The following is a 13,692-nucleotide window of genomic DNA, read 5'->3' as shown; positions in this document are numbered from 1 at the left end:
CCTCCATCAGCGCCGCGGCTCCGCCCGGCCGGGCACGATCCGGCCATGCTCGTCGAGATAGGCGGGGATGTAGACCGTGTCGCGGTCCATGCTGACGGAAAGCCCATACCAGGTGGCGGCGGCCAGGCCGAGGCCGATGCCGATCAGGCCGAGCACGACGATCCGCGGATCCGGCTCCGCCTGCGGGTTGTACCGGCGCCAGATCGCATAGGCGAGGAAGGGCAGCAGGAACAGCAGAAGGTTGAGAAGGTAGATCACGACTGGGGCTTCCCGGCGGCGATCATCTAGGTAGCGCGTCCCCATCCTTGGCGTGAGGGCCCTGGGCCCGGACCACCGCCAAGGCGGCGCATCCCCCCTGGCGCGCGGGGATTTTCCTGTAAGCTCTCCTCCCCGCCTCCGGTCCATGGCGGGACTGCGCCGGCGGACGAAGGAGGCGGAGCGGGTGTCACCTAGGCTGGGGCAGGAGGGCGGCGGGCCCGCTTCGCGCCGGCTGCGCCGGCACCTCGCCCTCTTTGCTTTGGCAGTGCTGCTGCCCGCCCTCGGCGTCGGCGCCGCCGCCGCCTGGCTTGCCATGCGGGATTATGGCGCCGCCTTTCAGGCCCGGCTGCAGGACACCGCCCGCGCCCTTCGTCTTGCCATGGAAAGCGAGATGGAGACGGTGGAGGCGACGCTGCTCGCCCTTGCCGCCTTCCCGCAGCTCGCGGCGGAGGAGGCGCCCAGCGGCGACCTCGCCGCCTTCCATGCCAAGGCGCAGGCGGTGGCGAGGGCCCTTGGCACGAGCATCGCCGTGGTCGCCCCCGATGGCCGCCAGCTTGCCAGCACGGACCTTCCCTTCGGCACCCTCCTCCCGCCTACAGGACGGCCGGAGGATGTGAAGCGGGCGCTGGCGGAGCGCCGGCCGGTGCTCTCGGATCTCGCCTTCAGCCCCACGGCGGGCCGGCCGGTGGCGGCGGTGGTCATGCCGGTGCTGCGCGAGGAGACACCGGTACTGGCCCTGGTCGGGCGGCTCGATCCGCTGCGCCTGTCGGAGCTGCTGGCGGCGCAAGGCCTGGAGCATGGCGCCTTCGCCGCGCTGACGGATGCCCGGCAGCGCATCGTCGCCCGCTCCCATGGCGCAGCGACGCTGATCGGGCGGGAGGTGCCGGGCTGGTACGTGGAGGCGACCAGGGGGCGCGAGCGGGGCATCCTCACCGGCCGCAGCATCGAGGGCACGCCCACCCTGTTCGGCTTCGAGCGGCTGCGGAGCGCGCCGGGCTGGAAGGTGGTCGTCGCCGAACCCTGGAGCCGCTACCGCGCCGCCTGGGCGCGGCCGCTGCTGTTCCTCGGCGCCGCTGGGGCGCTGATGCTCGCCGCTGCGGCGGCCGCAGCGCTCTCGCTCTCGCGGCGCCTGCTCCGCCCGGTGGAGGCGCTGGCCACCGCCGCCCTGTCCATCGCCTCGGCAGGCGGGCGGCGGGCGGGCGGCATCGCGGCGGCGGTGCCCGGCCCGACCGGCGTCCTGGAGTTCGACGATCTGCGCGACGGGCTGGCCGCGGCCGAGGAGGCGATCGGCGCCTGGGAGGAGCGGCTCGCCCTCGCCTCCGAGGCCGCCGGGGTCGGGATCTGGGACGCCGATCCCCGCAGCGGCGGCGCGGTGGTCAATGCCGAGTATCTCCGCCTGCACGGCCTGCCGGCGGATCGGAGGCGGGTGGCGTTCGCCGACTGGGCCGAGCGGATCCACCCCGAGGACCGCCCCCACCTCCTCGCCAGGGTGCGTGCCGCGGTGAAGGCACGCGGCGAATACGAGGACGAGTTCCGCATCCTGCGCGCCGACACGGGCGAGCTCCGCTGGCTGGCCGCGCGCGGGCGGGTGATGCCGGGCGGGCGGTTCGTCGGCGTGCTCCGCGACATCACCGAAAGGCGGCGGCAGGAGGCGGCGCTGCGCGAGAGCGAGGCGCGCTTCCGGGCGATGGCCGACAGCATTCCCCAGCTCGCCTGGATGGCGCGCCCGGATGGGTGGATCGTCTGGTACAACCGGCGCTGGCACGCCTACACCGGTACCACCCTCGAGGAGATGGAGGGCTGGGGCTGGCGCGCCGTGCACCACCCCGAGCACCTGGAGCGGGTGGAGGCGGGCTTCCGCCGCGCCATCGCGGCCGGCGAGCCCTGGGAGGACACCTTCCCCCTGCGCGGCCGCGACGGCGCCTGGCGCTGGTTCCTCTCCCGCGCGGAGCCGATCCGCGACGCGGAGGGGCGGATCACCCTCTGGTTCGGCACCAACACCGACATCACCGAGCGGCGCGAGGCGGAGGAGCGCTACCGCGCGCTGGTCGAGCTTTCGCCGCAGGTGGTGTGGCTGGCGGATGCCGAGGGCCGCATCACCTACCTCAACGCCTACTGGCACGCCCTTACCGGTCTGTCGGAGCAGGAGTCGGCCGGCGAGGGCTGGGTCGCGGCCATCCACCCCGAGGATCGCGCCCGCAGCCACGCGGCGCTGCGCGCGGCGCTGGCCGAGGCGGCGGCCGGGGGTGCGGGCGAATGCGTGGCCGAGCTGCGCCTGCGCCGCGGCACGGACGGGGCTTGGCGCTGGTTCCTGGCCAAGGCCGCGCCGGTGCGCGGCCCCGGCGGGCGGGTGGAGCGCTGGGTGGGCGTCGCGCTCGACATCCACGACCGCCGCGAGGCGGAGGAACGGCGCGAGCTGCTGGCGCGGGAGGTGGACCACCGGGCGCGCAACGTGCTCGCCGTGGTGCAGTCGGTGCTGCGCCTCACCCGCGCCGACGACCCGCGCCGCTTCGCCGAGGCGGTGGAGGGACGGGTCGCCGCGCTCGCCCGCGCCCATGCGCTGCTGGCGCGGGAGAGCTGGCGTGGCGCGGAGCTGCGGGCACTGGCGGAGGAGGAGCTTGCCGCCTACGCCGCGCGGGAGCGGGAGCGCGTCCGCCTTGAGGGCCCGCCCGTCCGGCTGCGCGCGGACGCCGTCCAGCCGCTGTCCATGGCGCTGCACGAGCTGGCGACCAATGCCGCGAAGCACGGCGCCCTGTCGCGGCCCGAGGGGCGGGTCGTGGTGTCCTGGTCGGTGGAGGCGGAAGGCGGGGTGCTCCGCCTCCGCTGGCAGGAGAGCGGAGGCCCCCCGGTCGCCGCGCCGCCCATGCGCCAGGGCTTCGGCTCGCGCGTGCTGGAGGGCACGGTGGAGCGGCAGCTCGGCGGCACGGCGCGCTTCGCCTGGAGCGCGGAGGGGATGCGCTGCGATCTCGCCATCCCCGCCAGCCGCCTGCTTTCCGCGCCGGCGTGGGACGCGCCGCCCCCGGCCGGGAACGCGCCGCCCGAGGCGGCGCGGCAGGTCGCCGGCGCCTGATCCGCCGCTCAGCGGAAGACGAGCTGCGGCAGCGCCAGCGCGATCCAGGGCAGGTAGGTGATCGCCATCAGGCAGGCGAAGATCACGCCGATGAACACCGGCAGGTAGCGCATCATCCGGTCGATGCTGGTGCCGGCCACCTGCGCCGCGGCGAAAAGGTTCACGCCGAAGGGCGGCGTGACCATGCCCATTGCCAGGTTCACCACCATCACCGTGCCGAAATGCACCCCGTCGATGCCGAGGCGCTGCGCCGCCTCCTGCAGCACCGGCGCGAGCACGATGATGGAGGCCGAGGTCTCCACGAACATGCCGACGAAGAACAGGCAGACATTCACCGCCAGCAGGTAGAGGCCAGGGCTGTCGAAGCTGGTGGCGAGCCAGGTGGCGGCGGCGTCCGGCACGCCCTGGCGGTTCAGCAGCCAGGAGAACAGCGCCGCGCAGGCGATGATGAACAGGATCACCGCGCTCGCCACCACCGAGCGGCGGAAGATGGGGTAGAGGTCCCTCAGGCCGATCTCGCGGTGGATCAGCAGCCCCACGACGAGGGCGTAGGCGACGGCGATCACGCTCGCCTCGGTCGGCGTGGTGATGCCGCCGTAGATGCCGCCCAGCACCACCACGGGCATCAGCAGCGCCCAGCCGGCCTGGCGGGCGGCGACGAGGAAGGGCAGCCGCCCCTCGGCGTCGCCCTTGCCCCAGCCCTTGAGGCGGCACCAGACGAGCACCGTCGCCACCAGGCTGCCGGAGATCAGCAGGCCCGGCCCGAAGCCGGCGATGAACAGCTCCGGGATCGAGGTCTGGGTGGTGACGCCGTAGAGGATCATCGGAATCGAGGGCGGGATCACCACGCCGAGCTCGGCCGAGGTCGCCTGCAGCGCCGCCGCGAAGGGCACGGGATAGCCCGCGCGCACCAGCGCCGGGATCATGATGGCGCCGATGGCGAAGGTGGTGGCGACCGAGCTGCCGCTGATCGCCGCGAAGATCATGCAGGTGACGACGCAGGTCGCCGCCAGCCCGCCCTGGATGCCGCCGACAATGGACTTGGCGAAGTCCACCAGCCGGCGCGAGATGCCGCCCACCTCCATCAGGTTGCCGGCCAGGATGAAGAAGGGGATGGCGGCGAGCGGGAAGCGGTCCAGCGCCACGAAGAGCTGCTGCGCGACGACGATCAGCGGGAAGTTCGTGTAGCCCTGGATGCCGACCACCGCCGCGATGCCGATGGCGACGGCGACGGGGACGCTGGCGGCGAAGAGCACCAGCATCACCGCGAGCATGGCGCCGCTCATGGCGCGGCCTCCGGCGCGGCGGCGCGATGGTCGAGGAAGCGCGCCACCGCCCCCACCATGGCGAAGACGGCACCGACCGGGATCGCGGCGTAGCCCCAGGACATCGAGACCTCGAGCCCCGCCATCTCCTGGAAGCGCACCCGCTCGGCCATCAGCCAGCCGAACCAGAACATGACGCCGAGCAGCGACAGCGTGGCGGCGAGCGAGGCCGCCTCCAGCGCCCGCCGCACGGCGCCGCGTGCCAGGCGGTGGGCGACGTCTATGGCGACCAGGGCGCCCGCGCGCAGCGCCACGGCGACGCCGAGAAAGGCCATCCAGATCAGCGCGGTGCGCACCAGCGCCTCCGACCAGGCGGCGGGGGTGGCGGTGGCGAAGCGCGAGATCACCTGCCACAGCCCGGCGACGAAGGCCACCGCAAGCGCCGCGCAGGCGAGGGCGGCGGCGAGGCCGGTGCTGAACCGGTCGAGGCCGAGCACGGCGCGGCGCAGCCCCGCCCGCGTCCCGGCGCCCGATCCGGCCCAGAGCGAGACCGCCACCACCAGCAGCGTCGCCAGCGCCGTCACCTGCAGCGGCAGCAGGTTCATCGCGTTCATCCGCCCACCACCCCGACGCGGAAGGGGGCGCGGGAGAGGCCCGCGCCCCCGTTGCCGATTGGACCGAGGCCGCCCGTCAGTTCGGGCGCCACTCGCGCATGCGGCGCAGCAGCGCCCCGTCGAGCTGGCGCTCGTACTCGGCGAAGGCGGGGGCGAGGGCGCTGCGGAAGGCCTCCCCGTCCACCTCGGTGGTCACCGTCATGCCGCGGCGGCGCAGCTCCTCCACCCCGCGCGCGTCGTCGGCGGAAACGCGATCGCGGTTCGCCTTCTGCGCGGCGCGCGCGGCCTCCATGAAGGCGGTGCGGTCGGCCTGGTTCAGGCGCTGCAGCGTCGCGGGGTTGCAGATCATCACCGCCGGCGAATAGACGTGGCCGGTCAGCGTCAGGTAGCGCTGCACCTGGTTCAGGTTGTTGGCGACGATGACGGGGATCGGGTTCTCCTGCCCGTCCACCGTGCCCTGCTGCAGCGCCGGGACCAGCTCGCTGAAGGCCATCGGCGTCGGCAGCGCGCCGAGGGTCTGGAAGGCGCGCATGTGCACCTGGTTCTCCATGGTGCGGACCTTGAGGCCGCGCACGTCCTCCGGCCGGTTCACCTCCCGGCGCGAGTTGGTGAGGTGGCGGAAGCCGTTCTCCATCCACACCACGCCGGCGAGGCCGCGGGCGGAGAAGCGCTGCAGGAGCTGCTGGCCGATCTCGGAATCCAGCACGCCCCGGGCATGGTCGTAGTCCCGGAACAGGAAGGGCACGTCCACGTTGCGCACCTCCGGCACGAAATTCCCGACCGGGCCGGTGGAGGTGATGGTGCAGTCGAGCGTGCCGATCTGCACGCTCTCGATCATCTCCCGCTCGTTGTCGTTGCGCTGGATGACGACGCGGTAGCGGTTGCCGGTGGCGCGCTCGAAGGCCTCCTTGAAGGCGGTGGCGCCGGCGCCGTAGTGGCTGTCGAGCGGCAGCGCGTGCTGGATGGTGATCTGCGTCTGGGCCAGCGCGGGAGCGGCGAAGAGCGGGGCGGCGAGCACGGCGGCCAGCGCCGCCCGGCGGGTCGGGTGCATTCTCGGGGAAGCCTCCTCCTGGGGCGGAACCCCGCATGGGGCCCCGCGGCGGCGGGCTTATAGGTGAGGCAACGGGTTTCGGGCAATCCCGCCCCTGCCGCGCGGCCTCCCGGCGCGGTCCGCCGCCTGGAACGGGCGGGGTGGCGAGGCTTGGCCTCTGCGGCGCCCAGGGGCTAGACGGGGCCGAGGGAGCGTCCGCCGGGCTGGCGCCCCTGCCGGGGCGGCAGCGGCCGAGAGCCGCGTCTCAGGGAGGAAGAGACATGTCGGAGGTGGCTCTCGAAGGCCAGGGGGACCGTGCGGTCCCGGCGACGCGGCTGCGGCCGGCGGAGCGTGCGGTGGTGGGCGCGCTCGGCGCCTGCGGGATGGCGCTGGCGGTGAACCAGCTCTTCAACCTGCAATTCTTCGCCGGCATCGTCATCCTCGACAACCGCTACCTGTTCCTGCTCGCCGCCTGCTTCCTGCCGGCCGCCTTCCTCTCCTTCCCGGGCTGGCGCCGCACCCGCCCCGGCGTGCCGCTGGCGGATTGGGGCCTCGCAGCCCTTGCCGCGGGCGCGGCGGGTTGGCTCGCCTGGAACTCCGACCGCATCGTGATGGAGGGGTGGGAATACGCCGCCCCCTCCAGCGCCATCGCCGTGGCGACGCTGCTCTGGGTGCTGATCCTGGAGGCGCTGCGGCGCGGCGGCGGCATGGCGATCTTCATCATCGTCTCGGTCCTGTCGCTCTATCCCCTGGTGGCCGAGCACATGCCGGGCCCGCTCGCCGCCCTCGGTGCGCCGTTCGAGCAGGCGGCGGCCTTCCACATCCTCTCGCTCGAGAGCGCCTTCGGCATCCCGATGCGCGCCTTCGGCGAGCTGGTGGTGGGCTTCATCGTCTTCGGCATCGCGATGATCCACACCGGGGCGGGCAATTTCTTCAACAACCTGGCCTTCGCCCTGGTCGGGCGCTGGCGCGGCGGCGCGGCGCAGGTGGCCGTCGTCTCCTCCGGCATGCAGGGCTCGATCACGGGCAGCGTCATCTCGAACGTCGTCACCTCGGGCGTCGTCACGATCCCGCTGATGAAGCGCACCGGCTTCGCGCCGCCGACCGCGTCGGGCATCGAATCCGTCGCCTCCACGGGCGGGGTGCTGATGCCGCCGGTGATGGGCTCGACCGCCTTCGTGATGGCGAGCTTCCTCGGCATTCCCTATGCCCAGATCGCCGTCGCCGCGGCGATCCCGGCGCTGCTCTTCTACTTCTGCCTGGTGGTGCAGATCGACGGCTACGCGGCGCGGCGGCGCATCGGCACCGTGGATCCGGCGCAGATTCCCCCGGTGCGGGAGACGCTGCGCGAGGGCTGGCCCTTCATCCTGGTCTTCGCGGTGCTGATCTTCTTCCTGCTCTCGCAGCAGCAGGAGCCGCTGGCGCCCTGGTACGCCACCGCGACCCTGCTGGTGATCAACCAGTTCATGCCCTCCCGCCGTCTCGGGCTGCGTGCGCTCGGAGCTTTCCTTGCGGATGCGGCGCGGGGGCTGGCGGAGCTGGTCTCCATCCTGCTTGGCGTCGGGCTGATCGTCGGCGCCTTCGCAATGACTGGCCTTGCAGGGACGCTGGCCAACGACCTGGTGTTCATGGCCGGCGACCGGCCGCTGGTGCTGCTGGTGATGGGCGCCATCACCAGCTTCATCTTCGGCATGGGGATGACGGTGACGGCCTGCTACATCTTCCTCGCCATCACCCTGGCGCCGGCGCTGGTGAACGCGGGGCTCGACCCGCTCGCCGTGCACCTCTTCATCATGTACTGGGGCATGGTCAGCTTCATCACGCCGCCCGTGGCGCTCGCCGCCTTCACCGCGGCCAGCATCGGCAAGACCAGCCCGATGCGCACCGGGCTGGAGGCGAGCCGCCTCGGCATGGCGATCTACATCGTGCCCTTCTTCTTCGTGCTGAACCCGGCGCTGATCCTGCACGGCACCTGGGGGGAGGTGGCGCTGGTGGTGGTGACGGCGCTGGTCGGCATCGTGCTGATCGGCTCGGCGCTGCAGGGCTACCTGGTGGGGGTGGGCGCGATGCGCGGCAATCTGCAGGGCGTGCTGGGGCGGGCGCTGCTCGGCCTCGCCGGCCTCACCTTCGCGCTGCCCGGGGGCGAGCTGACCGGCTTCACGCATGCCGAGCTGCTGGCCGCCGCGGCCATCCTTGCCCTGGCGAGCCTCCTGCTCCTGCGGCTGCTGGGCGGGGCGGTTGCGGCCGACGCCCCGCTGCGGCAAGCTTCGCCCTAACGACACCGGAGGGAGGAACCGCCTTGCGTCTCCGTCTCGCGGCGCTCGCCGCCTGCGTGGCCTTTCCGGCCTATGCGCAACAGCCCCAGATCCAGCTTCCCGGCACCGTCGGCGTCACGGCCTATGATGTCGGCTCGGGCGGCTACAACCAGGCGGTGGCCATCGGCAACGCCCTGAAGCAGCACCTGAACGTCAACCTGCGCATCCTGCCCGGCCGCAACGACGTGGCGCGGCAGGCGCCGGTGCGCGACGGCCGGGTGCCGATGAGCTTCCACGGCGTCGGCACCTATTTCAGCCAGGAGGGGGTGTTCGAGTTCGCCTCCCGCGACTGGGGGCCGCAGCCCGTACGGATCCTGCTGCTGAACAATTCGGACCAGATCCTCACCATCGCCACCGCGGCCGACGCCAACATCCAGACCATGCGCGACCTGCGCGGCAAGCGCGTGGTCTATGTGGCGGGCGCGCCGGCGCTGAACGCCAATGTCGAGGCGGTGATGGCCGCGGTCGGCCTCACCTGGAACGACGTGCAGCGCGTGCAGTTCGGCGGCTACGGCCCGGCGATGCAGGGCATCATCAACGGCCAGGCCGATGCCGGCTGGGCGAGCTCCATCTCCGGCCCGCTGTTCCAGCTCGAGGCGAGTCCGCGCGGCCTGCGCTACCCCACCTTCCCGCACTCGGACACCGAGGCGTGGGCCAGGCTGCGGGAGATCGCCCCCTGGTTCCTGCCCGGCGTCGGCCGCGAGGGTGCGGGCATCACGCCCGACAAGCCGGTGGAGAGCACCACCTATCCCTATCCGATCCTGATGGGCTACGCGACGCTCGACGAAGGGCTCGCCTACAACTTCACCCGCGCCATGCTCGCCTTCTACAGGGACTATGCCGGCGCCGCGCCGGGCAACAACGGCTGGGCGCTGGAGCGCCAGCGCTTCGACTGGGCCGTGCCCTACCATCCGGGCGCGGTGCGGGCGCTGCGCGAGGCGGGCGCCTGGAAGGACGAGCACGACGCGCACAACCAGGCGCTGATCCGCCGCCAGGAGGTGCTGGCGGATGCCTGGCGGCGCTATGCCCAGGGCGCCCCGCAGGAGGCGGCGGCCTTCGCCGAAGGATGGATGCGCGCCCGCGCCGAGGCGTTGCGCGCGGCGAACCTGCCCGTCGTGTTCGAGAAATAGGCGCGGTCCCGGCCCCGCGCCGCCATGGCGTGGGGCCGGAAGCGGGCGCCGCCCCGGCGCGGCGGGAGCCGTCAGGCCACCAGGAAGGCGATCACCAGCACGATCACGGCGAGCGCCAGCGACACCGCCAGCACATGCCGTAGCGGAAAGCGGGTGGTGCCCTGCCGTGCCTCCTTCGTCGTCAGGACCGGCCTCGTGGGGGGATCGGGCTCGTTCGCCATGCGGACCTCTCCTGCTGGGTACGGGATGCCGTGCCGTTCCGGACGGGGCCGCGGCGGACGGCGCCGGGCCACCGAGCGGGAACGACGCAGCGCGCCTTCCGTTCGCCGCCGCGGCGGAAGGTTTCGGCCCCTTCCTTGCCGGACGCCTCCGGCCGCGCGATCCTACGGCATGATCCGCCTTGGCGGATCACACTTTCGCCGTTCGTCGGGCGGCCGAGTCACCGTTCCGGCGGGTCCGCCTCCGCGGATCAGGCGCCAAAGGCGCAGCAACAGGGAGACGCCATCATGCCGGGCCGCCGCACCCTCCTCACCGGAGGCACCGCCACCCTCCTTCTCGCCGCGAGCCACGCCAGGGCGCAGGAGCGCTACCCCACTCGCCCCGTCACCGTGGTGAACGGCTACCCGCCGGGCGGCCTCACCGACACCTCCACCCGCGCCATCTGCGAGAGGCTGCAGCAGGAGCTCGGCCAGCCGGTGGTGGTGGAGAACCGCCCCGGCGCCGCCACCGCGGTCGCCTCCCAGGCCGTCGCGCAGGCGCGACCGGACGGCTACACGCTGCTGATGGGCGCGACCACCCTGGCGATCAACCCGACCCTGCAGCCCGACCTCGCGCCGCGCGAGCCGCTGCGGGAGCTGACGCCGATCGGCCTCGCCTACCGCACCGGCTTCGTGCTGCACGTGCATCCCGACCTGCCGGTGCGCAGCGTCGCCGAGCTGATCGCGTACGCGAAGGCCAATCCGGGCCGGCTGAACTGGGGCTCCTCCGGGGTGGGCGCGGTGAACCACCTCTCGCTGGAGCTGTTCCGCATCCGGACCGGCATCGACGTGCTGCACGTGCCCTATCGCGGCGGCGCGCCGGCGCTGATCGACCTGCGCCAGGGCCGCATCCACGTCATGTTCGCCGCCATCCTGGAGGCGCTGCCGGCGCTGCGGGAGGGCCACACGCGGGGTCTTGCCGTCAGCTCGAGGGAGCGGCTGGCGCTGCTGCCCGACCTGCCGCCGGTGGCGGAGACGGTGGAGGGCTTCGAGACTTCCTTCTGGCAGGGGCTGTTCGGCCCGGCCGGGCTGCCGGAGCCGATCGTCAGCCGGCTCTCCGCCGCGCTGCAGGCAACGACGCGCGACGAGGCGCTGCGTACCCGCCTCGCCGAGCTTGGCGTGCAGCTCGAGGGCAGCGCCCCCGCCGGGATGCGCGAGATCCTCGTCCGCGACACCGAGATGTGGGGGCGGCTGATCCGCGAGGCCAACATCCAGCTCGAGCGCTGAGGCGCCGGGGATGCGCGGCGGCGCGGCGCTGGTCAGCGGGGCGAGCCGCGGCATCGGGCTCGCCATCGCGCGGCGCCTCGCCGCGGAAGGGATGCGGGTGCTGCTCCTCGCCCGCTCGGCGGAGGCGCTGGCGCGCGAGGCGGCGGCGCTGCCCGGCGCCGCCTGGCTCGCCGCCGACCTGCGCGAGCCCGAGGCGGCAGGCCGTGCCGTGGCCGAGGCGGTGGCCCGGTTCGGCCGGCTCGACCTCCTGGTCAACAATGCCGGCGCGACGCAACGGGGCGACTTCCTCGCCCTCGACGACGCGGCCTGGGCGGATGGCTACGCGCTGAAGCTGTTCGGCGCGGTGCGACTGACCCGCGCCGCCTGGCCGCATCTCCGCGCCTCCGGCGGCACGGTGGTGATGATCGCCGGCATCGGCGGGCGGCTGGCCAGCGCCGACTTCACCATCGGCGGCTCGGTGAATGCGGCGCTGATGAACCTGACCAAGGCCCTGGCCGATCGCGGCGTGCGGGACGGGGTGCGCGTGGCCTGCGTCAACCCCGGCAGCATCCGCACCGACCGCCTGGCCCGTCGCATCGAGGCGCTGGCCGCCGCGCGCGGCCTCTCGCCGGAGGCGGCGGCGCGGGCGCTGGCCGAGGAGGCGGGCGTGGCGCGCTTCGGCGCGCCGGAGGAGATCGCCGCCGCCGTCGCCTTCCTGGCGGGCAAGGAGGCGAGCTACGTGCAGGGCGCGATCCTCGACGTGGATGGAGGCTGGAACCGGGCCCTCTGACCGGGGAGCCTTGGCGCGACGGGGCGGAGGCCGTTAGAACCCCGGCCGAACCTCCCGAAGCAGAGCAGCGCCATGCCCGCCTACCAGTACGTCTTTGTCATGAAGAACCTCACCAAGTCCTATCCGGGCGGGCGCGAGGTCTTCAAGGGAATCACCCTCTCCTTCCTGCCCGGCGCCAAGATCGGCGTGCTCGGTCCGAACGGCGCCGGCAAGTCCACGCTGCTCCGCATCATGGCCGGGCAGGACAGGGATTTCGGCGGTGAGGCCTGGGCGGCCGAGGGCGCCAGGGTCGGCTACCTGCCGCAGGAGCCGCAGCTCGACCCCGACAGGACCGTGGGCGAGAACGTGATGGACGCCTTCGCCGCGCTGAAGGCCGATCTCGACCGCTTCAACGAGATCAGCGCCAGATTCGCCGAGCCGATGGAGGAGGAGGAGATGAACGCCCTCCTCGCGGAGCAGGCCGAGCTGCAGGAGCGGATCGACGCCGCCAACGGATGGGAGCTGGACCGCACGGTGGACATCGCGCTCGACGCGCTGCGCTGCCCGCCGGCCGACAGCCCGGTGACCAACCTCTCGGGCGGCGAGCGGCGGCGCGTCGCGCTGTGCAAGCTGCTGCTGGAGAAGCCGGACCTGCTGCTGCTCGACGAGCCGACCAACCACCTCGACGCCGAGAGCGTCGCCTGGCTGGAGCGGACGCTGCGCGAGTATCCGGGCGCGGTGCTGATCGTCACCCACGACCGCTACTTCCTCGACAACGTCACCGGCTGGATCCTGGAGATAGATCGCGGCCGCGGCATTCCCTACCAGGGCAACTACTCCGCCTACCTCGAGCAGAAGCGCAAGCGGCTGCAGCAGGAGGAGCGCGAGGAGACGGCGCGCCAGCGCGCGCTGGCCGAGGAGCGGGAGTGGATCGGCCGCAGCCCGCAGGCCCGTCAGGCCAAGAGCAAGGCGCGCATCCAGGCCTATGAGGAGCTGCTGGCGAGGAGCCAGGAGCGCGCCCCCGACCCGACCGAGATCGTCATCCCCCCCGGCCCGCGCCTCGGCAGCGTCGTCATCGAGGCGGAGCACCTGCGCAAGGGCTACGGCAACAGGCTGCTGATAGACGATCTCTCCTTCAAGCTGCCCCCGGGCGGCATCGTCGGCGTCATCGGCCCCAACGGCGCCGGCAAGACTACGCTGTTCCGCATGATCACCGGTCAGGAGCAGCCGGACGGCGGCGCCCTGCGGATCGGCGAGACGGTCGAGCTCGGCTATGTGGACCAGAGCCGGGAAAGCCTGGACGACAGCAAGACCGTCTGGGAGGAGATCTCGGGCGGAGAGGACACCATCACCATCGGCAAGCGCAGCGTTCCCTCCCGCGCCTATGTCGCCGCCTTCAACTTCAAGGGGACAGACCAGCAGAAGCGCGTCGGCGTGCTCTCGGGCGGGGAGCGCAACCGGGTGCACCTCGCCAAGATGCTGAAGCGGCCGCACAACGTCATCCTGCTCGACGAGCCGACCAACGACCTCGACGTGGACACGCTGCGCTCGCTGGAGGAGGCGCTGATGGAGTTCGCCGGCTGCGCCGTGATCATCAGCCACGACCGCTGGTTCCTCGACCGCCTGGCCACCCACATCCTGGCCTTCGAGGGCGACAGCCATGTCGAGTGGTTCGAAGGCAACTACCAGGCCTACGAGGAGGACAGGCGCCGCCGCCTCGGTGCCGCGGCCGACCAGCCGCACCGCATCAAGTACAAGCCGCTGACCCGCTGAGGCAG

At 72.9% G+C, this 13,692-nt stretch carries 11 protein-coding genes; 6 read left to right on the top strand and 5 right to left on the bottom strand.

The window, feature by feature from the left end; translation table 11 throughout:
* Positions 1-6: 6 nt before the first annotated feature.
* Positions 7-258 carry a hypothetical protein gene (locus tag ET526_RS13225; protein ID WP_135468180.1) on the bottom strand — a complete coding sequence of 84 codons (252 nt, stop codon included), beginning with the start codon at positions 256-258 and terminating at the stop codon, positions 7-9.
* Between the two features lie 184 nt (positions 259-442).
* Between ET526_RS13225 and ET526_RS13220 the strand changes: the two genes are divergently transcribed.
* Positions 443-3,328, top strand: coding sequence for a PAS domain S-box protein (locus ET526_RS13220; protein WP_135468179.1), 2,886 nt, complete (start codon positions 443-445; stop codon positions 3,326-3,328).
* 8 nt (positions 3,329-3,336) lie between these two features.
* On the opposite strand, the gene ET526_RS13215 is transcribed toward ET526_RS13220, so the two are convergent.
* From ET526_RS13215 to ET526_RS13205, 3 genes are all read right to left on the bottom strand, one after another.
* Positions 3,337-4,614, bottom strand: a complete 1,278-nt coding sequence (locus ET526_RS13215) for a TRAP transporter large permease (protein WP_135468178.1) — start codon at positions 4,612-4,614, stop codon at positions 3,337-3,339.
* Positions 4,611-5,207 carry a TRAP transporter small permease gene (locus tag ET526_RS13210; RefSeq protein WP_240048387.1) on the bottom strand — a complete coding sequence of 199 codons (597 nt, stop codon included), beginning with the start codon at positions 5,205-5,207 and terminating at the stop codon, positions 4,611-4,613. The genes ET526_RS13215 and ET526_RS13210 overlap by 4 nt, the downstream gene beginning before the upstream one ends.
* Positions 5,208-5,283: 76 nt before the next feature.
* The gene (locus tag ET526_RS13205; protein ID WP_135468177.1) at positions 5,284-6,258 is read right to left on the bottom strand and encodes a TRAP transporter substrate-binding protein; all 975 of its coding nucleotides are present in this window, start codon (positions 6,256-6,258) and stop codon (positions 5,284-5,286) included.
* A gap of 260 nt (positions 6,259-6,518) precedes the next feature.
* Here ET526_RS13205 and ET526_RS13200 point away from each other — a divergent pair, with 260 nt between their 5' ends.
* Both ET526_RS13200 and ET526_RS13195 read left to right on the top strand, forming a co-directional pair.
* The gene (locus tag ET526_RS13200) at positions 6,519-8,513 is read left to right on the top strand and encodes a TRAP transporter permease (RefSeq protein ID WP_135468176.1); all 1,995 of its coding nucleotides are present in this window, start codon (positions 6,519-6,521) and stop codon (positions 8,511-8,513) included.
* 23 nt (positions 8,514-8,536) lie between these two features.
* Positions 8,537-9,682: a TAXI family TRAP transporter solute-binding subunit gene (locus tag ET526_RS13195; RefSeq protein ID WP_135468175.1), complete on the top strand. Its 1,146-nt coding sequence runs from the start codon at positions 8,537-8,539 to the stop codon at positions 9,680-9,682.
* Positions 9,683-9,753: 71 nt separating this feature from the next.
* On the opposite strand, the gene ET526_RS21530 is transcribed toward ET526_RS13195, so the two are convergent.
* Complete coding sequence (locus ET526_RS21530) at positions 9,754-9,903, bottom strand: hypothetical protein (RefSeq protein WP_192898692.1); 150 nt, start codon at positions 9,901-9,903, stop codon at positions 9,754-9,756.
* 285 nt (positions 9,904-10,188) lie between these two features.
* Here ET526_RS21530 and ET526_RS13190 point away from each other — a divergent pair, with 285 nt between their 5' ends.
* From ET526_RS13190 to ettA, 3 genes are all read left to right on the top strand, one after another.
* A complete protein-coding gene (locus tag ET526_RS13190) occupies positions 10,189-11,166 on the top strand; it encodes a Bug family tripartite tricarboxylate transporter substrate binding protein (RefSeq protein WP_135468174.1) in 978 nt (325 codons plus the stop codon).
* A 10-nt stretch (positions 11,167-11,176) separates the two neighbouring features.
* Positions 11,177-11,935 carry an SDR family oxidoreductase gene (locus tag ET526_RS13185; protein WP_135468173.1) on the top strand — a complete coding sequence of 253 codons (759 nt, stop codon included), beginning with the start codon at positions 11,177-11,179 and terminating at the stop codon, positions 11,933-11,935.
* Positions 11,936-12,007: 72 nt separating this feature from the next.
* Complete coding sequence (ettA, locus tag ET526_RS13180) at positions 12,008-13,687, top strand: energy-dependent translational throttle protein EttA (RefSeq protein ID WP_135468172.1); 1,680 nt, start codon at positions 12,008-12,010, stop codon at positions 13,685-13,687.
* Positions 13,688-13,692: the final 5 nt, after the last annotated feature.

It is taken from the genome of Crenalkalicoccus roseus, from assembly GCF_004761865.1.
GTDB classification, from domain to species: Bacteria; Pseudomonadota; Alphaproteobacteria; order Acetobacterales; family Acetobacteraceae; genus Crenalkalicoccus; species Crenalkalicoccus roseus.
Note: the sequence above shows the minus strand (reverse complement) of the source record. Positions and strands in the feature narration are given on the sequence as shown.